Source organism: Frigoribacterium sp. PhB118, assembly GCF_003751725.1.
Lineage (GTDB): Bacteria > Actinomycetota > Actinomycetes > Actinomycetales > Microbacteriaceae > Frigoribacterium.
This window is the reverse complement of the sequence record NZ_RKID01000001.1, coordinates 459,894-481,738: the sequence shown is the minus strand read 5'-3', so window position 1 is coordinate 481,738 and position 21,845 is coordinate 459,894. Positions and strand designations below refer to the sequence as shown.

Sequence of the window (21,845 nt, the reverse complement as noted above, 5' to 3'; positions counted from 1 at the left end):
ATGAAGAAAGACGCCACCACCCCCGAGTCCGCCGTCGCCGCGACGGGGGCCGACGCCACCTCGGTGAAGCCCCGAATCAGCGTCATCGGCACCGGCTACCTCGGCGCCACGCACGCGGCGGCCATGGCCGAGATGGGCTTCGACGTCATCGGGGTCGACACCGACCCCGCCAAGGTCGCCGCCCTGGCCGAGGGGCGCGTGCCGTTCTTCGAGCCCGGCCTGCCCGAACTCATCCTCGAGCACGTGGGTTCCGGTCGACTCTCCTTCACCACCGACCTCGCCGAGGCCGTGGCCCTGTCGGACGTGCACTTCATCTGCGTCGGCACGCCGCAGCGCCGGGGGAGTCACGCCGCGAACCTCTCGTACGTCGAGGAGGCGACCCGCAACGTCGCCGCCGCCCTGAGCCACGACGGCCTCATCGTCGGCAAGTCGACCGTCCCGGTCGGAACGGCGGCGCACCTGCGCGAGATCGTGGCGGGCGTCGTCCCCGCCGGTGTCTCGGCCGACCTCGTCTGGAACCCCGAGTTCCTCCGCGAGGGCCATGCCGTCGAGGACACGCTGCGTCCCGACCGCATCGTCTTCGGCGGCACCGACGTCCGCACCGAGGCCCTGATGCGTGAGGTCTACGCCCTGCCGATCGCCACGGGCACGCCCGTCATCTCGTGCGACCTGCCGACCGCCGAACTCGTCAAGGTCAGCGCCAACGCGTTCCTCGCGACGAAGATCTCGTTCATCAACGCCATCAGCGAGTTGTGCGAGGCGGCCGGTGCCAACGTCTCGACTCTCGCCGACGCGCTGGGCTTCGACGACCGCATCGGACGCAAGTTCCTGAACGCGGGGCTCGGCTTCGGCGGCGGGTGCCTGCCGAAGGACATCCGTGCCCTGATGTTCCGGGCCAACGAGCTGTCCGCCCACCGCGTCGTCGGGCTCATGCAACAGGTCGACGAGATCAACATGGCCCAGCGCCAGCGGGTCATCGACCAGGCGATCGACGCCTGCGGCGGCTCCGTGCTCAACCGGCGCATCGCGGTGCTCGGGGCGGCCTTCAAGCCGCACACCGACGACGTGCGCGACTCGCCGGCCCTCAACGTCGCGGCGGCCCTGCACCTCCGGGGCGCCCAGGTGCTCGTCGTCGACCCCGAGGCCACGCAGACGGCCCAGCGGAGCTTCCCGACGCTGTCGTTCGCCGACTCGGCTGCCGAGGCCGTGACGGACGCCGATGCGGTGCTGCTCCTCACCGAGTGGCCCGAGTTCGTCGGGGCGGACGCGGCCGGGCTCGCCGAGCTCGCCGCCAACCCCGTGGTGATCGATGCGCGCAACGTGCTCGACGCCGAGGTCTGGTCGGCCGCCGGCTGGGAGGTCCGTCCGCTGGGCGGCCGTCGCACGCCGGCCCAGCGTCGCGTGCTGACGCCGACCGCCGTACCCGCCTGACCGGATCGTCGGGCACGGGCTGACGGGCCGCCTCCCTCGGGAGGCGGCCCGTCCTGCGTGCGCCCCCGCGCCTCCTGGTCCGGGGTGACCCAGAGGAGGCGCGGGTCGTCACCCCGAGGACCGCTGCGGCAGCGACGCGAGAGGCCCGCACCCCCTCGGGGATGCGGGCCTCTCGTGGTGCGACGGCGTCAGACGCCGAAGTACAGCTCGAACTCGAAGGGGTGAGGACGCTGCGCCATGGGCAGGATCTCCTTCTCGCGCTTGTAGGCGATCCAGGTCTCGATGAGGTCCTCGGTGAACACGTTGCCCTTGGTCAGGAACTCGTGGTCGGCCTCGAGCGCGTCGAGCGCACCCTCGAGCGACGCGGGCACCTGCGGGATGTTCTTCGCCTCCTCGGGCGGCAGCTCGTAGAGGTCCTTGTCGACCGGCTCGTGCGGCTCGATGCGGTTCTGGATGCCGTCGAGGCCGGCCATCAGCTGCGCGGCGAACGCCAGGTACGGGTTCGAGGCGGCGTCGGGGACGCGGAACTCGATGCGCTTGGCCTTCGGGTTCGTGCCGGTGATCGGGATGCGGATGGCCGCCGAACGGTTGCCGGCCGAGTACACCAGGTTCACGGGGGCCTCGAAGCCCGGGATCAGACGGTGGTACGAGTTGATCGACGGGTTCGTGAAGGCGAGGACGGCGGGAGCGTGCTTGAGCAGGCCACCGATGTACCAGCGGGCGAGGTCGGACAGGCCGCCGTAGCCGTTCTCGTCGTAGAACAGCGGCTTGCCGTCGTTCCAGAGCGACTGGTGGGTGTGCATGCCCGAGCCGTTGTCGCCGAAGAGGGGCTTCGGCATGAAGGTCGCGACCTTGCCCCACTGCTCGGCGGTGTTCTTGACGATGTACTTGAACTTGAGGATGTCGTCCGCGGCGTGGACCATCGTGTCGAACTTGTAGTTGATCTCCTGCTGGCCGCCGGTGCCCACCTCGTGGTGCGCACGCTCGAGCTCCAGACCCGAGTCGATCAGCTTGAGGCTGATGTCGTCGCGCAGGTCGGCCGTCTTGTCGACGGGGCTGACGGGGAAATAGCCGCCCTTGTACGCCGTCTTGTTGGCGAGGTTGCCGCCCTCTTCGACGCGGCCGGTGTTCCAGGCGCCCTCTTCGGAGTCGACGCTGTAGAAGCTGGCGTTCTGCTTCACCTCGTAGCGGACGTCGTCGAAGATGTAGAACTCCGCCTCGGGGGCGAAGAAGGCGGTGTCGGCGATGCCGGTCGACGCGAGGTACTTCTCGGCCTTCTTGGCGACCTGACGCGGGTCACGGCTGTACAGCTCGCCGTTGCGCGGGTTGAAGATGTCGAAGACGAGGACGAGCGTGCGCTCGGCGCGGAACGGGTCGACGTACCCGGTCGTGACGTCGGGGATGAGCTGCATGTCCGACTCGTGGATCGAGGCGAAGCCCCGGATGGAGGACCCGTCGAAGAGCTGTCCGACGGAGAAGAACTCCTCGTCGACCGTGGAGGCGGGGATGTTGAAGTGCTGCTGGACACCGGGAAGATCGGTGAAGCGGATGTCAAGGAACTTGACGTCGGTGTCCTTGATGAACTTCAGCACCTCGGAAGAATCAGTGAACATCTAGATGTCTCTCCAATGGGCTTGGAACGGATCGGATGCGGGACGCAGCCTCCGTCGAGGCTACGGAGGGGCCGTTTCGCTGCGGTGTCCCTGATGTTTCGGGCATGTTACGGCTCGGCCCCTCGGTAGGCTCGATGCATGCCCGATCGCACCGCGCCTCCTTCTCGTCCCGCCTCCGTGGGCGGCCCCGACGACGGCGCGCAACGCTGGCCGGGCGAGCGTCTCGGGCTGCCCGAGAAGGGGCCGCGCTCCGTAGCCCGACTCGGACGGCGCGTGGCGGGGCTCGCCGTCGACTGGGCGATCGCCTACGCCGTCGCCGCACTCTTCTTCGGCGGTGAGGGCCTGGCCATCACCGGGGTCTTCCTGCTGATGCAGATCCTGTTCCTGGTGCTCTTCGGCGGCACCCTGGGGCACCTCGCCCTGGGCATGCGCCTCGTGCCGATGGCGGGCGGTCGCATCGGCGTCGGCCGGCCGGTCCTGCGGTCGGTGCTGCTCGTGCTCGTCATCCCGGCCGTCGTCTGGGACCTCGACCAGCGCGGGCTGCACGATCGCGTCGCCGGGACGCTGCTCGTCCGCGTCTGAGGCACCCGTCCCGCACGCACGACGGCGCCCCTCCTGGTCGGAGGGGCGCCGTCGTCACGTCACGTCGAGGCGGGGGTCGCCGGGTCAGCGCGGACGGCCCGACCGCACCTTGAAGGGGTCGACGCCCTTGGGGATGGGCAGGCCGTTCTGGCCGAGGGACTGGAGGCGGTTGCTGACGGCCAGCACCTCGTTGCGGTTGATGGACGACTTGAGCTTGTTCATGCGTCCGGCGAGCTTGTGGAGGGGCACGGAGTCGGCATCGGGGCCGACGTTCAGCACGTGGACCGGCACGTTCGGCAGGATGCGCGTGACCTTGCGACGCTCTTCGTCGACGAGTCGGCGGGTCTGGCCGGCGCCGCCCTCGGCGATGAGCACCACGCCCGGCCGGCCGACCGCGCGGTACACCGCGGCCTGACTGCGCCCCTGGACGGCGACGGGCATCTCGGCGGCACGCCACGCACGACGCAGGCCGCTCTTCATGACGGCACCGACGGCACCCGGCTGCCCCTCGATCTGCGAGTAGGCCGCGCGCTCGGCCTTACGACCCAGCACGATCAGCAGCAGCAGGAACCCGAGCATGACGCCGACGACGATGTAGAGCACCAGCGCGAGCACGTTGCCACCCGTGAGCAGCAGCGCCGCGGCCACGCCGAGCAGCACGGGCACGAAGAACGCCAGCAGCATCATCGGCAGCGCCGTCTTGTCTACGCGGCGGGTCATCTGGAAGACCTGCCACATCTGCTTGAAACGGCCGGGTTCCTTCGGCGGTTTCGGGGACGTGTTCTCGGGAGACGTGCGTCGAGCCATGTGCACCAGGATACGGGGTTGGCGGTCCCGACGAATCCTCCCCAGGGACTCCGGTCCGTCGCCGGTCGACAGGGCTCCCCGGCGCGAGGGCGCCGACGACCACCGGACGACACCATCGCCTCATGACGAACGAGTCGATCGGCCCCTACCGCGTGCTCTCCCGGCGCCTCGACGGCGGGGTGGAGCGCATCATCGCCGAGGCACCCGACGGCTCACGCGTCGTGCTCAGGAGGCGCGGGTCGCGTCCGACCGGGCGCTCTCCCGTCGCCGAGGCGGTCGCCTTCTCCCGGGCGGACCACGCCCACGTCGCCACCCTCGTCGACGTGGTGACGGACCCGTCCGGCGAGGTCGTGCTCGTCTTCGCGGACGTCGGCGGCGACCCACTCGCCTCGTGGCTGGCCGCCCGCGGTCGACCCGAGACCGGGGAGGTCATCACCCTCGTCGTCCCCGTGCTCGGCGCGGTCCAGCATCTGGCCCGTCGGGGCACGGCCGTCCGTGCCCTGGACGTCGACGACGTCGAGATCGACGCCCGCGGGGCACCCGTCCTGGTCGGCGTCCATCCTGTGGACGCGGGGTCGGATGCGGGGCCGGACGCCGAGCGCACGTCGCTGCCCGTGGCGGCCGAGTTCGCCCGGGCCCTGGTCGAGCGGGCGGTGCGACCGGCCTCGCGATCCTCGGCGCCGGTCCTGGACTCGACGAGCTTCGAGTCCCTCGTCGAATCGGTCTTCGACCTCGGCGAAGCGGTCCCGCTCTCGAGTGTCGACGCCGTGGTCGACGGCGACGAGGTCCCCGGGGGCGATCGCGTCGAGTCGGTCGCCGAGGACGAACCGGTCATGCCGGGCTGGCTCGCACTCCTGCCCGAGTCGGAGGCGATCGACCGGGTGATCGCGGGCGTGGCCGACCTCCGCCCACGGCGGCTGGTCGACGCCCTGCGAGCCGTCCGTCGGCGATACCGACTGCTCGCGGCCGCAGGAGTCGTCGTCGCCGGGGTGGCTCTCGTCCTCGGAGCGGCCGCCTCGGCACGTGATGACGGTCCACGTCAGGACGGACCGGCCGACGGGGTGGGTCCGTTCGCGCCCGGGTCCGAGTCGTCGGCGCCGGTGAGCCCGTCCGGCGACTCCGCGGACACCCGCACGCCGGCACCCGCTCGGACGGGCGGGGCGGTGACGCCCGGCGAGGTCGAAGCCCTGGTGGGGGGTGACGATGCCGGTGCAGCTGCCGAGGTGCTCCTGCAGGCACGGCTGACGTGCCTGCGCGACGCCACGCCGAGTTGTCTCGACGCCGTCGATCAACCCGGTTCGCCCATCGCCCTCCGGGACGCCGACGTGCTCGACGACCCCTCGCTCGCCGCGGCGGCAATGGTCCCTCTCGAGCTCACGGGACGAGTGTCACGAACCGGGGGGACGGCGTTGCTCGAGGCGACGGGCCCGCACGGCGAAACGGCCTCGGTCCTCGTGATGAGGACCGAGGCCGGTTGGCGGCTTCGCGACGTGATCGTCGATCGCTGAGGCCGGTCGGGCCTCACGCGAGGGGCGTCAGATGCCGAGCTTGGACGTGAAGTCCCCGCCCTCGAGGCGCTCCTTGACGGCGACCAGGAAGCGCGCCGCGTCGGCGCCGTCGACGATGCGGTGGTCGTACGACAGGGCCAGGTAGACCATGGACCGGATGGCGATGGACTCCGAACCGTCTGCCTTGATGACCACGGGGCGCTTGACGACGATGCCGGTGCCGAGGATGGCCACCTGCGGAAGGAAGACCACGGGGGTGTCGAACAGGGCGCCGCGCGATCCCGTGTTGGTGACGGTGAAAGTGCCACCGGCCAGCTCGTCGGGCTTCAACTTGTTGTCACGCGTGCGCTGCGCGAGGTCGGCGATCTGGCCGGCGATGCCCGCGAGGTCGAGGTCCGAGGCGTTCTTGATGACCGGCGTCAGCAGGCCGCGCTCCGTGTCGACCGCCATGGCCACGTGCTCGTGGTCGGGGTAGACGATCGAGTCACCGTCGACGGTGGCGTTCAGCTTCGGGTGCGCCTTGAGCGCCTCGGCGGCCGCCAGGGTGAAGAACGGCAGGAAGGACAGCTTGTTGCCGGTCTTCTCGAGGAAGGCACCCTTGTTGGCGTCCCGGAAGGCCGCGACCTTGGTGACGTCGACCTCGACCACGCTGGTGAGTTGGGCCATGGCCTGCATCGACTGGACCGCACGCTCGGCGACGACCTTGCGGAGGCGCGACATCGGAACGGTCGTGCCGCGCAACGGCGACACCTCGATCGGGGCGGGACCGGAGGAGGCCGGCGCCGAGGTCGTCGAGGTCGCGGCGGCTTCGGCGGCGGCGAGGACGTCCTCCTTGCGGATGCGACCGCCGACGCCACTGCCGGTCAGGGTCGAGATGTCGACACCCTTCTCGTTCGCCAGCTTGCGGACGAGCGGGGTGACGTAACCGACCGGCGCACCGCTGCTCGGGGCCGGCGTGGCGGGTGCCGACGTCTCGGACGATCCCATGGCGGGCGACGGCGTCGGTGCCGACGGGGCCGGCTGCTCGCTGCTGGGCCGGGCGGCCTGGGGCTGTGCGGCGGCCGGCTGCTGGCCGGCGGCGTCCTGCTGTGCGTCGTCCTGCTGTGCGCCGTCCTGCTGGGCGGCGGGCGCGGGGTCCACCGCGGGGGCGGGCTCGGGCGCGCTGGCGGCGGAGTCCTCACCCGGGGCAGGGGCCGCGGACGACGGGAGCTCGGGCTCCTCGGCCTCCGGCTCGGCGGGTGCCGGGGGTGCCTGCTCCGGTTCTGCGGCGGCTTCCGGTTCGTCCGCCGGCGACTCGGAGGCGCTGCCGTCTCCGATGCGGACGAGGGCCGTGCCCACCTCGACGGTCTCGTCCTCGGCGACGAGGATCTCCTCGATCACGCCGGCGACAGGCGAAGGGATCTCGGTGTCGACCTTGTCGGTCGAGACTTCGAGCAGCGGCTCGTCGACCTCGACGCGATCACCGACGTTCTTCAACCAGCGGGTGACCGTACCCTCGGTGACACTCTCTCCGAGTGCCGGGAGGTTGACGGATTCGCTCATCTGTGGGGCTCCTTTGACGACATGTGTGTCTGTGGTTGCTGTGGTGGTGGTGCGGGCCCCTGCTGAGCAGGAGCGATGGTGCCAGGGATCTACATCGCGTGCAGCGGTTTGCCCGCGAGGGCCAGCATGGCTTCGCCGAGGGCTTCGTTCTGCGTGGGGTGCGCGTGGATCAGGGGAGCGACGTCCTCCGGGTAGGCCTCCCAGTTGACGGCGAGCTGTGCCTCACCGATCAGTTCGCCGACACGGGCGCCGATCATGTGCACGCCCACGACGGGACCGTCGACGACGCGGACCACCTTGACCGAGCCGCTGGTCCCGATGATGTGGCTCTTGCCGTTGCCCGCGAGGTTGTAGTCGTAGCTGGTGACCTTGTCGGCGCCGTACTGGTCGGCGGCCTTGACCTCGGTCAGGCCGACCGAAGCGACTTCGGGGTCGGAGTAGGTGACCTTGGGGATGTTCACGTCGGAGATCACCTGCGGCTTGAGGCCGGCGATCTCTTCCGCGACGAAGATGCCGTGCTGGAAGCTGCGGTGCGCGAGCTGCAGGCCGGGCACGATGTCGCCCAGGGCGTAGACGCCGGGCACGTTCGTCGCGAGACGTTCGTTCGTCAGGACGAAACCGCGGTCCATCGTGATGCCGACCTCTTCGTAGCCGAGACCGGCGGTCGACGGGCCACGGCCGACGGCGACGAGCATGAGGTCGGCGTCGAACGTCTTGCCGTCCTCGAGGGTGACGACGACGCCGTCGTCGTTCTGCTCGACTCCCTGGAACCGGACGCCCAGCGAGAAGGCGATGCCGCGCTTGCGGAACGCGCGCTCGAACTGCTTCGAGATCGACTCCTCCTCGTTGGGGACGAGGTGCGGCAGGGCCTCGACGATGGTCACGTCGACGCCGAAGCTCTTCCAGACGCTGGCGAACTCGACGCCGATGACGCCACCGCCGAGGATGACGACCTTGTTCGGCACGTGGTCGAGCGCGAGGGCGTGCTCACTGGTGATGACCTTGCCGCCGATCTCGAGACCGGGGAGGCTCCGCGAGTACGAACCCGTCGCGAGCACGATGTTCTTGGCCTTGAGCGTGGTCTCGCCGACCTGGACGGTCGAGGGCGACGTGAGCTTGCCCTCACCCTCGACGGTCGTGATGCCACGTGCCTTGACGAGCCCCTGGAGACCCTTGTACTTGCTGGCGACGATGCCCTCGCGGTACGAGGTCACGGCGGCGATGTCGATGCCGTGGAAATCGGTGTTGACGCCGTACTTGGCGGATTCGCGCGACACGTCGGCCACCTCGGCCGAGTGCAACAGCGCCTTGGTGGGGATGCAGCCTCGGTGGAGGCACGTGCCCCCGACCTTGTCCTTCTCGACGAGTGCGACGCTCAGGCCCAACTCGCTCGCTCGCAGCGCTGCGGCGTATCCGCCGCTCCCGCCACCGAGCACCACCAGGTCAAAATTCTGTTCCGACACCCAGCAACTCCCTCGTGCGTCCGCGGTGCCCCGACGCCGAGGCGGGGCCGTCGCGGTGGCGACGACGCCCGTCCCCGAACCGACCGCACCGTTCGGCGGCGTCGTCGTGACGCGCGTCGGAGGATGCTCTCGGGGGACCGATCTCAGCGGGTTTCTCCCGCCCCCTCGACCCTACTACGCAGCAGAAAACTTGTCGGCCAGCTCGATCAGGGTACGGACGGTCACGCCCGTCGAGCCCTTGGCCGTGTAGCCGTATCCGCCGCCCTTGTTGTTGGACGGACCGGCGATGTCGAGGTGGGCCCAGGGGATCGGCGTCGTCGTGCCCTCCCGCGAGCCGACGAACTCGTTGAGGAAGACGCCGGCGAGCAGCATGCCTGCGGCCGTGTTGCCCGGGGTCGCGTTCACGAGGTCGGCCACGTCGGAGTTCAGGCGCGCGCGGAGTTCGGAGGCCAGCGGCATGCGCCAGAAGGTCTCGCCGGCCGTGTCGGCGAGCGACACGATCTCGGACGCGAGGTCGTCGTTGCCCATGACGCCGACGTAGCGCATGCCCAGGGCGACGACCTGGGCACCCGTGAGGGTGGCCACGTCGACGATGGCGTCGGGCTGCTCGTCGCTCGCCGCGACCAACCCGTCCGCCATGACCAGGCGGCCCTCGGCGTCGGTGTTCGTCACCTCGACGGTCGTGCCGCCCTTGATGGTGAGGACGTCGTCGGGTCGGATCGCCGTGCCGCTCGGCATGTTCTCGGCGATGCAGAGCCAGGCGGTCAGCCGCACGGGGAGCCGCAGCTTGGCCACGGCCACCGTCACGGCGAGGACCGTGGCGGCCCCGGTCATGTCGTCCTTCATGCCGAGCATGCTCCCGGCGGGCTTGAGGGACAACCCGCCCGTGTCGTACGTGATGCCCTTGCCGACCAGGGCGAGGTGCTTGGCGGCTCCGGCGGGGGAGTACTCGACCTTGACGAGTCGGGGACCGCGGCTCGAGCCCTGACCGACGCCGAGGATGCCCCCGTACCCGCCGTCACGGAGGCCGTCCTCGTCGAGCACGGTCACCGAGAGGGCGTCGTCCGACGCGTGCGCGACGGCGAAGTCGGCGAGTGCCTGGGGGTACATCTGCTGCGGGGGAGTCGTGGCGAGGTCACGGACGGTGTGCACCGCCTCGGCCACCACGGCGGCACGGCCGAGGACGGACTCCTGGACCTCCGTGGCCGTCGCGAGGGCGATGTCGCGAGCGTGTCGACGGGTGTCGGACGCCGAGGAGTGCCGGAACGCGTCGAACTCGTACGAGGCGATCGCGGCGCCCTCGAGGGCGGCCAGTGCGTCGGCGGCGTCGCCCACGGGCAAGGCCAGGACGACCCGGTCGACGGCCGTGAGCTGACGGACGGCCGAGCCGGCGGCGTAGCGGAGGCTCTCGGTCGTGACGGTGTCGCCCAAGCCGACCAGCGCCACGAGGGTGGCGGTGACGCCGGACGCGGGGACCTTGACGAGTTCGTCCCGGGCGCCCGTGACACCGAGGGCGGCGAAGGACTCGGCGAGCCCCGGGACCTCGAGGGTCGGCTCGGGACCGTCGGCCCCCTTCACCACTCCGACGACGAGGACGTCGGCCTCGGCGGTGATCGGATCGGACGGCAGGACGGAGAGGGTGGCGACGGTCATCCATCCATCGTATCCACCGTGGTGTTCGCTCTCGGCACGTGGTCGCGGGCCCTCCTGGCGACGACCGGTGCCTAGCATGGAGACCATGCACGACCCCGCAGCTCTCTACGACTTCACCCCCGACGCCGACGGCGTGCCCGAGGGCCTCCCGCTCGTCGCCGGACTCACCGGGTTCGCCGACGCGGGCTCGGCGGTGAGCCAGCTCGCGGAGTACGTCCTCGACACCCTCGACCACACCCTCGTGGCGACGTTCGACGCCGACGAGCTCCTCGACTACCGGGCCCGTCGCCCGACCTTCACGTTCGACCAGGACCACATCTCCGAGATCGAGCCGTCGACCCTCTCCCTCTACCTCGTCCACGACGACCTCGGTCAGCGGTTCCTCCTCCTGGCGGGCTTCGAACCCGACTTCCAGTGGCAGCGCTTCACCGCGGCCGTCGTGCAGCTCGTCGAGCGCTACCGCGTCTCGACCACGACCTGGGTGCACTCGATCCCGATGCCCGTGCCCCACACCCGTCCCATCGGCGTGACGGTCAGCGGCAACCGGTCCGACCTGGTCGAGGCGATGTCCGTCTGGAAGCCCGTGACCCAGGCCCCCGCCAACGCTCTGCACCTCGTCGAACACCGGCTCGGCGAGACGGGTCACCCGACGGCGGGCTTCGTCCTGCTCGTCCCGCACTACCTCGCCGACACCGAGTTCCCCGACGCCGCCGTGGCGGCGCTGTCGAGCATCAGTGCCGCGACGGGTCTGATCTTCCCGACCGACCGCCTCCGCGAAGAGGGTCGGGACTTCATGGTCAAGGTGGACGAGCAGGTCGCCGGCAACCACGAGCTCTCCCGGCTGGTCGCCACGCTCGAGGAACGTCACGACACCTACATGCAGGGAAACCCGCTGCCGTCGCCGCTGACCGACCAGGACGGCCAGGTGCCCACGGCCGACGCACTGGCGGCCGAACTCGAGAAGTTCCTCGCCACCCGGCGGGTCGACGGCGAGGGCGACGACCGCGCCTGACCGGCACCGCACCTCCCGGGTCCGTTCCGATCCGCGGACGCAGGAGGCGCGGGCCGGCGTCCGGCGCCCGGTCGGCTAGGGTCACGGGGTGAACTCCGCACGCGCCTGGCTCGTCTGGGGCGCCGCCGTCTTCGCCTACGTCGTCGCCGTCCTGCAGCGGTCGTCACTTGGCGTCTCGGGCGTCGAGGCCCAGCAGCTCTTCGGCGTCTCCGCCTCCACCCTGTCGACCCTGGCCGTCGTCCAACTTGTCGTCTACGCCGGGCTGCAGATCCCGGTCGGCGTCCTGCTCGACCGGGTGGGGCCCAAGAGGCTCATCGTCGCAGGGGCCGTCATGCTGGCGGCGGGCCAGCTGGTCGTGGCGCTCTCGCCCCCGACGATCGGCGTGGCCGTCGTGGGCCGCGTGCTCGTCGGCGCCGGCGACGCGATGACCTTCATCTCGGTGATCCGTCTGCTGCCCTCGTGGTTCCGTGGTCCGATCCTGCCGCAGGTGTCGCAGTGGACCGGCAACGTCGGACAACTGGGTCAGGTGCTGTCGGCCGTGCCGCTGTCGATCGTCCTGCACGGGGCGGGGTGGGGCCCCGCCTTCCTCAGCGCGGGGGCGTTGTCGGTCGTGGCCGCCGTGGTGGTGCTCATGGTCGTCAAGGAGTCGCCGACCGGTCGCGTCCGCTCCGAGACGGTCGTCAGTTGGGCCGACGCGGGGCGACAGCTCGGACAGAGCGTCCGGCGTCCCGGGACCCGGCTGGGGTTCTGGTCGCACTTCGTGACGCAGTCGTCGGGCACGGTCTTCAGCCTGCTGTGGGGCGTCCCCCTGTTGGTGGGCGGTCTGGGCTTCACGACCGCCGAGGCCTCGGGCATGCTCTCCCTCCTCGTGCTGTCCGGTGTCGTGGCGGGGCCGGTCCTCGGGGTGCTGGTCGCCCGGTACCCGATGCGACGCTCCAACCTGGTCCTCGGCATCGTCACGGTGCTGGCCGTGGTCTGGACGACGCTGCTCGCGTGGCCGGGGATACCCCCGCACTGGCTCGCCTACGTGCTCGTGGTCGTGCTCGGAGTGGGCGGGCCCGGTTCCCTGATCGGCTTCGACTTCGCGCGGACCTTCAACCCGCTTCGCAGCCTCGGCGTGGCCAACGGGGTGGTCAACGTCGGTGGCTTCCTGGCGAGCTTCGTGATGATGTTCCTCATCGGCGTCGTGCTCGATCGACTCGATGCCGCCCGCATCGCCTCGGGCCAGCCGAGCGACCTCTTCGCGTTCGAGTCGTTCCGCATCGCGCTGCTCGTGCAGTACGTGGTGATCGGCGGTGGCGTGGTGGCTCTGCTCGTCGAGCGTCGGCGCACCCGCCGGGGCCTGCGGCTGGAGGAAGGAATAGAGGTGGCGCCGCTCTGGGTTGCCCTCAACAAGAGATGGCATGCCGCACGCACCCGGGCCCGGAGGGGACAGACCGCCTGAGGTCGCCCTTGTCGCTCGGCACCGGTCGGACGTGCAATAATGGGATACGGACCCGTTCATGTCCATCGATCGAGTTACCGCGTCGACGTCGTCGACGCGCATTCGATCGAGGACTTGACATGGGTCCTAGTACTGCCCGAATTCGGCCGACGCCCAGTGCCGGTCGACGTCCCCACCGGCGCACGTGAACGCGACGATCGCGTCCGGTCCGGAACGTACCGAGAACTGAAAGGTGTTCGCATGGCTACACGAAGCAAGGCGACCACGGCCCCCGACGAGGCCGTGACCGACGACACGGCCGTCGAGGCCGAGACCATGGCTCCTCCCGCCAAGAAGGCGCCGGCCAAGAGGGCTCCCGCCAAGAAGGCGGCGACGAAGGCTCCGGCCAAGACCGCCGCGGCCAAGAAGGCCGCCGCAGCCGAACCCGCCGACGACGAGGTCGACGCCGAGGCCGCGGTCGACCCGGCTGCCGCCGACGACGCGGACGGCGAGGGCGCCAAGCCCGTCCCCGAGATCCTCCCCACCGGCGCGCTCGTCATCTCGCAGGACGACGACGACGAGATGCCCGTCTACTCGACGACGATCACGGGTGCGACGGCCGACCCCGTCAAGGACTACCTGAAGCAGATCGGCAAGGTCGCCCTGTTGAACGCGGCCGAAGAGGTCGAGCTCGCCATGCGGATCGAGGCGGGTCTCTTCGCCGACGACAAGCTCGCGAACAGCACCGGCCTGAGCCGCGAGCTCGAGCGTGAGCTGCGCTGGGTGTCGCGCGACGGTCAGCGGGCCAAGAGCCACCTGCTCGGTGCCAACCTCCGACTCGTGGTCAGCCTCGCCAAGCGTTACACGGGCCGTGGCATGCAGTTCCTCGACCTGATCCAAGAGGGAAACCTCGGCCTGATCCGCGCCGTCGAAAAGTTCGACTACACCAAGGGCTTCAAGTTCTCCACCTACGCCACCTGGTGGATCCGTCAGGCCATCACGCGGGCCATGGCGGACCAGGCTCGCACCATCCGCATCCCGGTGCACATGGTCGAGGTCATCAACAAGCTCGCCCGTGTCCAGCGTCAGATGCTGCAAGACCTGGGACGCGAGCCCACGCCCGAAGAGCTCTCGCGTGAACTCGACATGACGCCCGAGAAGGTCGTCGAGGTCCAGAAGTACGGCCGCGAGCCCATCTCGCTCCACACGCCCCTGGGTGAGGACGGCGACAGCGAGTTCGGCGACCTCATCGAGGACACCGAGGCCGTCGTGCCAGCCGACGCCGTCGGGTTCACGATGCTGCAGAAACAGCTCGAATCGCTGCTCGACAGCCTGTCCGAGCGCGAGGCCGGTGTCATCCGCATGCGCTTCGGGCTCGGTGACGGCATGCCGAAAACCCTCGACCAGATCGGTGACACGTTCGGCGTGACGCGCGAGCGCATCCGCCAGATCGAGTCCAAGACGATGGCGAAGCTCCGCCACCCGTCGCGTTCACAGTCGCTCCGCGACTACCTCGAGTAGGCCCGTGCGTTACCTGGTCCCCGTGCTGGCCGGCCGTCTCGTCCGGGCGGTCGCCCGGTTGCGTGGTGGCGGGTCGGCGTACCCGGGGCAGACGGTCCTGAAGCTCGCGCCCGACTTCCTCACCCATGTGTCGTCCCAGTTCGATCGCGGCGTCGTGTTCGTGCTCGGGTCGAACGGCAAGTCGACGACCACGATGATGCTCACCGAGACGCTTCGTGCCCACGGATTGAAGGTGTTCACGAACCCCACGGGTGCCAACCTCCCGCAGGGCATCGCGTCGGCCTTTCTCCGTGAGGTGACGCCCTTCGGTCGCGTCCGTGACGACATCGGGGTGATCGAGGTCGACGAGGCCTTCGCGGTCGAGTTGACGAAGTCCCTGCACCCCTCCACGGTGCTCATGCTCAACGTGCAGGTCGACCAGTTGTACCGGTTCTTCGAGACCGAGCGGGTCGGCACGATGATGACCGACACCGCCGCCGAGGCGACGGTCGCGGTCGTCACGAACCGCGACGACCAGCACCTCGGCCCCTACCAGCCGGTCGGTCGCCAGACGGTGACCCGGTTCGGCGCTTCCTCCGAGGTCGTCTCCGCGTCACCCAACGGCCTGCAGAACGCGCACGACTTCAGCCGTGAGGCCGACTCCTCGTTGACCGCGGAGACCGAGGTGACCGCGCTCACGGGCACAGGTGCCACCATCACGGTCTCGGGCACTCCGATCGACGTCCGGCTGCCGGCCCGTGGTCTCCACTACGCGGTCGACGCGGCAGCGGCGCTCCAGACGGCCTCGGTCGTCCTGGGGCACCCGGTCGACCCGGCCGCCGTCCGGCGGGCGTTCGCGAGCATGAAGCCGGCCTACGGTCGTGGTGAGCGCATGTCCCTCGGCGCCGACGAAGCCGAGTTCATCATGTTCAAGAACGCGGCGAGCCTCCAGATGAACCTCGACGCACTCCCGCAGGGCGTCGAGCAGGTCATGTTGGCCATCGACGAGGGCACGCCCGACATCTCGTGGATCTACGACATCGACTTCTCGCACCTCGACCACGTCGACGTCCTCGCCGGCGCGAAGGCGTGGCAGTTGGCCTTGAGGCTCGAGCACGAGGGCATCCCGGTCCACGTGATCGAAGAAGACATCTCGAAGGCCATCCGTCTGATGCGAGCGCTTCCGTCCCCGAGCGACAAGACCAAGCACTTCGTGACGAACTACGAGCAGATGATGCTGGCCCGTCGCATCCTCGGCCACCCCGACCTGGAGAAGACCGCGTGAGCGACGACGTCCTCCGAATCGTCCACCTCTACCCGGAAGAGCTCGGCGTGAGCGGCGATCGGGGCAACGTGACGTCGCTCTCGGTGCGCGCGCGGCGAGCCGGGGTCGACAGCCGCGTGCTCGAGTACCGCGTGGGCGACGACGTGCCGACCGTGGCCGACGTGGTCGTCGTGGGGCACGGCCCCCTGTCCGGCGTGCGAGCCGTCGCCGCCGATGCTCGCCGCCTCGCGCCGGCGCTCGAGTCGTTCGCGGCGTCCGGTGTGCCGGTCGTGGCGGTGGGGGGCGGTCTCGAGCTCCTCAGCCGCGGCGTCGAGGACGTCGACGGGGCGACGGTCGAGGGTGTCGGCTTCTTCGACGCAGTGGTCCGCCGCGGGGCTCCGCGACGGACGAACTACCTGCAGGTGAGCACTGACTACCAGGGCGACGAGGTCACCCTCTTCGGTTTCGAGGACCACGCCGCTCATCTCGAACTCGGGGCGGAGGCGGAGCCCTTCGGGACCGTCGTCCACGGAGGCGGCAACGGAGACGGTCGCGAGGGCGTCCGACGCGGGGTCTCCTTCGGCACGCAGCTGAAGGGCCCGGTCCTGCCGCTCAACCCCGTCCTCACCGACCGGGTGCTCCGCGTCGCCCTGAGCCGCCGGATGATCTCCTACTCGGCAGGCCCCGGGCACGCGAAGCTCGACGAGTACGCCGCCGCGTCGCAGAAGGTCATCGCCGACAACCTCGAGCGTTCGTTCAAGGCCATGTGACGACGTCGGTCCGCAGACACGACGAAGGCCCCGCATCGATCGGATGCGGGGCCTTCGTCGTACCGCCGGCCCGGGCTGTGGTCCGGGGAGGCGCGGCGTCTCAGTGGGCGAGGAGCTTCGAACTCTCGTCGAGCCACTCGATGGCGGTGGGCTGCAGCTTCTCCTTGAACTTCGCGCCGTGGTGGGCGCAGAAGAGCAGTTCGCCGGTGGCCATGGTCGCGCGGATGTAGGCCTGGGCTCCGCAGCTGTCGCAGCGGTCCGCGGCGCTCAACTGGTAACGGGAGCCGAGCTCGTCGACGGCGGTCTGGTCGGGGGCCATCTGAGTCATGTGATGCTCCTCCTGACGGTGGTGCGGTGGGTGAGACACTCATCAAAACACGCCGACGTCGGTATCGCGTGCCATCGGCACCGGATTTCGCTCATCGCGTAGCGGCGAGGGGCCGGTCGAGTGTCGGGACTGCCGTGTCGGCGGCCCTCGGTAGGCTGTAACGCGGTCACCGCCTCCCCGCATTCCCGTCGTCGAGAGATGGCGGCGGGCCCCTCAGGAGAACAATGCCCCCCACCTCGTCCGCCCCCGCCTCCGACTACTCGGCCCGGCACCTCTCGGTGCTCGAAGGCCTCGAGGCCGTGCGCAAACGCCCCGGCATGTACATCGGGTCGACCGACTCCCGGGGCCTGATGCACTGTCTGTGGGAGATCATCGACAATTCGGTCGACGAGGCGCTGGGCGGGCACGGCGACACCATCGACGTCGTTCTGCACCCCGACGACAGCGTCGAGGTCCGCGACAGCGGACGCGGGGTGCCCGTCGACATCGAACCCAAGACGGGTCTGAGCGGTGTCGAGGTCGTGTTCACGAAGCTCCACGCCGGCGGGAAGTTCGGCGGCGGGTCCTACACGTCGTCCGGCGGCCTCCACGGCGTCGGTGCCTCCGTCGTCAACGCACTGTCCGAGAGGCTCGACGTCGAGGTCGACCGGGGCGGCAAGACGTACGCCATGTCGTTCCGACGCGGTGAACCCGGCACCTTCGAGGACGTCGACGAACCCACCCCCGATTCACCGTTCACCCCCTTCGTGTCCGGCAGCGTGCTCCGAGAAGTGGGCAAGACCAAGCGTGGCGTCACCGGCACCCGGGTGCGTTACTGGGCCGATCGCCAGATCTTCACCCGAGGGGCCTCGTTCCAGACGGATGAGCTGTCGGCCAGGGCCCGGCAGACGGCCTTCCTCATCCCGGGGCTGACGTTGACCCTGCGCGACGAACGCGTGGGTTCCCTCACGGACGGCGGCTTCCCGCTCGAGAGCACCTTCCGCTTCGACGGGGGCATCAGCGAATACGTCGAGTTCCTCGCCCCCGACACCGCCGTGACCGACACGTGGCGTCTGACCGGGTCGGGCACCTACACCGAGACGGTGCCCGTGCTCACCGACGGTGGTGCCATGATCGCCACCGAACTCGAACGCCAGTGCGACGTCGACATCGCCCTGCGCTGGGGCGGGGGGTACGAGACGGTCTTCCGCAGCTACGTCAACATCATCGCGACGCCGAAGGGCGGATCGCACCAGACCGGTTTCGAGGCCGGGCTGCTGAAGTTCGTGCGGCAGCAGGTCGAAGCCAACGCCCGTCGCCTCAAGGTGGGCACCGACAAGATCGAGAAGGACGACGTCCTGGCCGGTCTGACGGCGGTCCTCACGGTGCGCCTGCCCGAGCCACAATTCGAGGGCCAGACGAAAGAGATCCTGGGCACGCCGGCCGTCCGCGCGATCGTCGCGAACGTCGTGGCGAACGAGCTGGGCGCGTTGTTCACGTCGACCCGGCGAGAAGACAAGGCGCAGACCGCCCTCGTGCTCGACAAGGTCGTCGCCGAGATGAAGACCCGCATCGCCGCACGGGCGCACAAAGAGACCCAGCGTCGCAAGAACGCCCTGGAGAACTCGACCCTGCCGGCCAAACTGGTCGACTGCCGGTCGAACGACGTGGCGAACAGCGAGCTGTTCATCGTCGAAGGGGACTCCGCGCTGGGCACGGCCAAGGTCGCCCGGAACAGCGAGTTCCAGGCGCTCCTGCCCATTCGCGGCAAGATCCTCAACGTGCAGAAGGCCTCGGTCAGCGACATGCTCTCGAACCTCGAGTGCGCCTCCATCATCCAGGTGCTGGGAGCCGGGTCAGGACGGTCCTTCGATCTCGAGGCGGCCCGCTACGGCAAGGTCATCATCATGAGCGACGCCGACGTGGACGGTGCTCACATCCGGACGCTGCTGCTGACGCTGTTCTTCCGGTACATGAGACCGATGATCGAAGCCGGTCGAGTCTTCGCGGCCGTCCCCCCTCTGCACCGAGTGGTCGTGATGCACCCCGGCAGCAAGCCGAACGAGACGATCTACACGTACTCCGAGAAAGAGCTGCACGGTGTCCTCGCAGGGCTCAAACGCACGAACAAGAAGTTCCAGGACCCCATCCAGCGGTACAAGGGACTCGGCGAGATGGACGCCGAACAGCTCCGCACCACGACGATGGAACGCCAGAACCGCATGCTGCGGCGCGTCAAGGTCGACGACGCCGAGAACGCCGCCCGCGTCTTCGAACTGCTGATGGGCAACGACGTGGCTCCTCGCAAGGAGTTCATCATCGACGGCGCCGGTCTCAGCCGTGACCGCATCGACGTCTGAGTCCTGAGCAGGCCGTCACCGAGAACGAGGACGCCCTGTCTCGACGTCGAGGACGCCGCCTCGGTCGCTCCGTCGAGGAGTCACTCGTCCGGTTCGGCACCTGCCTCGAGGCCGGTGGCCGAATCGGCGATGTGCGCCACCGAGGCGCCGACCGAGCCCACGGGCGCGTCCAGGGGCGTGCCCGATCCGTCACGGCGTGAGAGCTCGGCGGGCAGAGTGCGGACCGAACCGTCCGGCCCGACCGCCTGAGCGGGAGCCGGGCCGACCCAGGCCAGCGACAGGGCGTCCTCGCCCTTCAGCAACGAGTGGGACCGGACGCCGCCCGTGGCTCGCCCCTTGCCCGGGTACTCGTCGAACGCGCTGAGCTTGGCACGTCCGGGGTCGGTGCCGGCGATCGTCGAGTTGCTCGACGAGACCGTCGCGACGACGGCCTCCCGACCCGCGGGCACGGCACCGAAGAAGATCACGGTCGCGTCGTCCGGAAGGTTGATGCCGGCCACCCCGCCACCCGCGGGCCCCTGCGGCCGGACGGCGGAGGCGGTGAACCGGAGCAACTGCGTGGCGGACGTGACGAAGACGAGTTCGTCCTCGTCGACCCCTTGGGCGACGCCGACGACCTGGTCGCCCTTCTTCAGCGTGATGACCGGGAAGTCGGGTCGGGCGGGGTACTGGCCGGTCGCGACCCGTTTGACGACCCCGCGGGCCGTGCCGAGCGCGATGCTCCGGTCGGCGGTCAGCGAGACGAGCCCGAGCACGCGCTCCTTCTTGTCGACCACGCCGATGTAGTCCCGGATGGGCACCCCCGCACCCAGCTGGACGGACGTGTGCGGCACGGACGGGAGGTCGACGGGGGTGAACCGGACGAGGCGGCCGAGGTTCGTCACGGCGCCGATCTCGGTCCGCGTCGTCGTGTCGATCGACGAGAGGACGGCATCGTGCTTCGTGCGTCGGGTCGGGGGAGTGGGGGCAGCGGAGTCGGGGTCGAGGTGGTCCACCCGCAGGACGCGGCCCGTCGTCGAGAGGAAAACGCGGGTCGGGGTGTCGGCGATCTCGAGCACCGGGGCCGACCTGCTGCCGCGACCGGTCGTCGCGACGCTCGCCTTGGCCTCCGTGAGCAGGGTCCGACGTGGCGTGCCGAACTGCTCGGCGATCTCGCCGAGCTCGCTGGACACGAGGGCCCGGAGGCGGGCAGGGTCGGCCAGCAGGTCCTTGAGGTCGGCGATGGCCGCGAGCAGCTCGTCGCGTTCGGCTTCGAGTTCGATGCGGCTGAACTTGGTGAGACGGCGCAGCTGCAGGTCGAGGATGTACTCGGCCTGGATCTCGCTGAGGTCGAAGACCTCGCGCAGGCGTGCCCGGGCGGCAGGCGTGTCGTCGCTCGTCCGGATCACCTGGATGACCTCGTCGATGTCGACGATGGCGACGAGAAGGCCCTCGACGAGATGGAGGCGGTCCTCTTTCTTGGCCAGCCGGTAGCGGCTGCGACGCGTGACGACCGAGAGGCGGTGCGCGACGTAGACCTCGAGCATCTCCTTCAGGCCGAGGGTCCGCGGCTGTCCCTCGACCAGGGCGACGTTGTTGATGCTGAAGCCGTCCTCGAGCGGGGTGTAGCGATAGAGCTGCTCGAGGACCGCCTCGGGGCTGAAACCCGTCTTGATGCCGATCACGAGACGGAGACCGTGCTTGTGGTCGGTCAGGTCGGTGACGTCCGTGATGCCGGTGAGCTTCTTCGCCTGCACCCCGTCCTTGATCTTCTCGATCACCTTCTCGGGCCCCACGAGGTACGGCAGCTCGGTGACCACGAGGCCGTTCTTCCGTGCGGTGATGCTCTCGACGCCGACCCGCGCCCGGGTCTTGAAGCTGCCCCGACCCGTGGCGTAGGCGTCGCGGACCCCGGCCAGCCCGGCGATCGTGCCGCCGGTCGGCAGGTCGGGACCCGGCACGAAAGCCATCAGGTCGTCCAGGCTGGCGTCGGGGTGGTCGATCAGGTGCCGGGCGGCACCGACGACCTCGACGAGGTTGTGGGGCGCCATGTTGGTCGCCATGCCCACCGCGATGCCGCTCGCACCGTTCACGAGCAGGTTCGGGAAGGCCGCCGGAAGCACCTCGGGCTGCATCAACTGGTTGTCGTAGTTGGGGACGAAGTCGACGACGTCCTCGCCGAGTCCCTGGGTCATGGCCAGCGACGCCTCGGCGAGACGAGCCTCGGTGTACCGCGGTGCGGCGGGCCCGTCGTCGAGCGAGCCGAAGTTGCCGTGCCCGTCGATGAGCGGCACCCGCATGGTGAAGGGTTGCGCCTGACGGACCATGGCGTCATAGATCGCGGTGTCGCCGTGCGGGTGGAGTTTGCCCATGACCTCACCGACGACGCGCGCGCTCTTGACGTGGCCCCTGTCGGGCCGGAGGCCCATCTCCGACATCTGGTAGAGGATGCGACGCTGGACGGGCTTGAGGCCGTCCCGGGCGTCGGGCAGCGCTCGGGAGTAGATGACCGAGTACGCGTACTCGAGGAACGACCCCTGCATCTCGAGCGAGACGTCGATGTCCTCGATGCGTTCGCCGTGGTCGGAGCTGCTCGTGTTCTCGGTGGTGGTCATGCACTTCTCACGGATC

16 protein-coding genes are annotated in these 21,845 nt (G+C 69.7%); 9 read left to right on the top strand and 7 right to left on the bottom strand.

The features are described from left to right. Complete coding sequence (locus tag EDF21_RS02165) at positions 1–1,431, top strand: UDP-glucose/GDP-mannose dehydrogenase family protein (RefSeq protein ID WP_082460236.1); 1,431 nt, start codon at positions 1–3, stop codon at positions 1,429–1,431. A gap of 188 nt (positions 1,432–1,619) precedes the next feature. Here EDF21_RS02165 and glnA read toward each other — a convergent pair whose 3' ends face one another. After that, positions 1,620–3,044 carry a type I glutamate--ammonia ligase gene (gene glnA / locus EDF21_RS02160; RefSeq protein WP_043592663.1) on the bottom strand — a complete coding sequence of 475 codons (1,425 nt, stop codon included), beginning with the start codon at positions 3,042–3,044 and terminating at the stop codon, positions 1,620–1,622. 138 nt (positions 3,045–3,182) lie between these two features. On the opposite strand from glnA, the gene EDF21_RS02155 reads away from it, so the two are divergent. After that, on the top strand, positions 3,183–3,626 hold the full coding sequence (locus EDF21_RS02155; protein ID WP_123570140.1) for an RDD family protein: 444 nt from the start codon (positions 3,183–3,185) through the stop codon (positions 3,624–3,626). Between the two features lie 84 nt (positions 3,627–3,710). Here EDF21_RS02155 and EDF21_RS02150 read toward each other — a convergent pair whose 3' ends face one another. Continuing rightward, entirely contained in the window at positions 3,711–4,433 is a 723-nt protein-coding gene (locus EDF21_RS02150; protein WP_056045492.1) for a DUF4191 domain-containing protein, read from the bottom strand. A gap of 122 nt (positions 4,434–4,555) precedes the next feature. Between EDF21_RS02150 and EDF21_RS02145 the strand changes: the two genes are divergently transcribed. Then, positions 4,556–5,941, top strand: coding sequence for a hypothetical protein (locus EDF21_RS02145; RefSeq protein WP_123570139.1), 1,386 nt, complete (start codon positions 4,556–4,558; stop codon positions 5,939–5,941). A 27-nt stretch (positions 5,942–5,968) separates the two neighbouring features. Here EDF21_RS02145 and sucB read toward each other — a convergent pair whose 3' ends face one another. From sucB to EDF21_RS02130, 3 genes are all read right to left on the bottom strand, one after another. Next, on the bottom strand, positions 5,969–7,483 hold the full coding sequence (sucB, locus tag EDF21_RS02140) for a 2-oxoglutarate dehydrogenase, E2 component, dihydrolipoamide succinyltransferase (protein WP_123570138.1): 1,515 nt from the start codon (positions 7,481–7,483) through the stop codon (positions 5,969–5,971). 89 nt (positions 7,484–7,572) lie between these two features. Beyond that, the gene (lpdA, locus tag EDF21_RS02135) at positions 7,573–8,946 is read right to left on the bottom strand and encodes a dihydrolipoyl dehydrogenase (RefSeq protein WP_123570137.1); all 1,374 of its coding nucleotides are present in this window, start codon (positions 8,944–8,946) and stop codon (positions 7,573–7,575) included. A 174-nt stretch (positions 8,947–9,120) separates the two neighbouring features. Continuing rightward, entirely contained in the window at positions 9,121–10,599 is a 1,479-nt protein-coding gene (locus EDF21_RS02130) for a leucyl aminopeptidase (RefSeq protein ID WP_123570136.1), read from the bottom strand. Between the two features lie 85 nt (positions 10,600–10,684). On the opposite strand from EDF21_RS02130, the gene EDF21_RS02125 reads away from it, so the two are divergent. The 5 genes from EDF21_RS02125 to EDF21_RS02105 all read left to right on the top strand — a co-directional run bounded on the left by EDF21_RS02125 (position 10,685) and on the right by EDF21_RS02105 (position 16,568). Then, positions 10,685–11,611: a proteasome assembly chaperone family protein gene (locus EDF21_RS02125; RefSeq protein WP_056047489.1), complete on the top strand. Its 927-nt coding sequence runs from the start codon at positions 10,685–10,687 to the stop codon at positions 11,609–11,611. Positions 11,612–11,699: 88 nt separating this feature from the next. Beyond that, positions 11,700–13,055 carry a nitrate/nitrite transporter gene (locus EDF21_RS02120; protein ID WP_123570135.1) on the top strand — a complete coding sequence of 452 codons (1,356 nt, stop codon included), beginning with the start codon at positions 11,700–11,702 and terminating at the stop codon, positions 13,053–13,055. A gap of 240 nt (positions 13,056–13,295) precedes the next feature. Further along, a complete protein-coding gene (locus EDF21_RS02115; protein WP_123570782.1) occupies positions 13,296–14,555 on the top strand; it encodes an RNA polymerase sigma factor in 1,260 nt (419 codons plus the stop codon). Between the two features lie 4 nt (positions 14,556–14,559). Next, on the top strand, positions 14,560–15,819 hold the full coding sequence (locus EDF21_RS02110; protein WP_123570134.1) for a MurT ligase domain-containing protein: 1,260 nt from the start codon (positions 14,560–14,562) through the stop codon (positions 15,817–15,819). Next, positions 15,816–16,568, top strand: coding sequence for a hypothetical protein (locus tag EDF21_RS02105; protein WP_123570133.1), 753 nt, complete (start codon positions 15,816–15,818; stop codon positions 16,566–16,568). Before EDF21_RS02110 ends, EDF21_RS02105 begins: the two co-directional genes overlap by 4 nt. Positions 16,569–16,668: 100 nt before the next feature. Here the strand turns inward: EDF21_RS02105 and EDF21_RS02100 are convergent, their stop codons facing one another. Next, positions 16,669–16,896 carry a hypothetical protein gene (locus EDF21_RS02100; protein WP_123570132.1) on the bottom strand — a complete coding sequence of 76 codons (228 nt, stop codon included), beginning with the start codon at positions 16,894–16,896 and terminating at the stop codon, positions 16,669–16,671. Between the two features lie 224 nt (positions 16,897–17,120). Here EDF21_RS02100 and EDF21_RS02095 point away from each other — a divergent pair, with 224 nt between their 5' ends. Further along, the gene (locus tag EDF21_RS02095) at positions 17,121–19,235 is read left to right on the top strand and encodes a type IIA DNA topoisomerase subunit B (RefSeq protein ID WP_056045466.1); all 2,115 of its coding nucleotides are present in this window, start codon (positions 17,121–17,123) and stop codon (positions 19,233–19,235) included. Positions 19,236–19,315: 80 nt separating this feature from the next. Here EDF21_RS02095 and EDF21_RS02090 read toward each other — a convergent pair whose 3' ends face one another. Further along, positions 19,316–21,829: a DNA topoisomerase (ATP-hydrolyzing) subunit A gene (locus tag EDF21_RS02090; RefSeq protein WP_123570131.1), complete on the bottom strand. Its 2,514-nt coding sequence runs from the start codon at positions 21,827–21,829 to the stop codon at positions 19,316–19,318. Between the last annotated feature and the right edge of the window lie 16 nt (positions 21,830–21,845).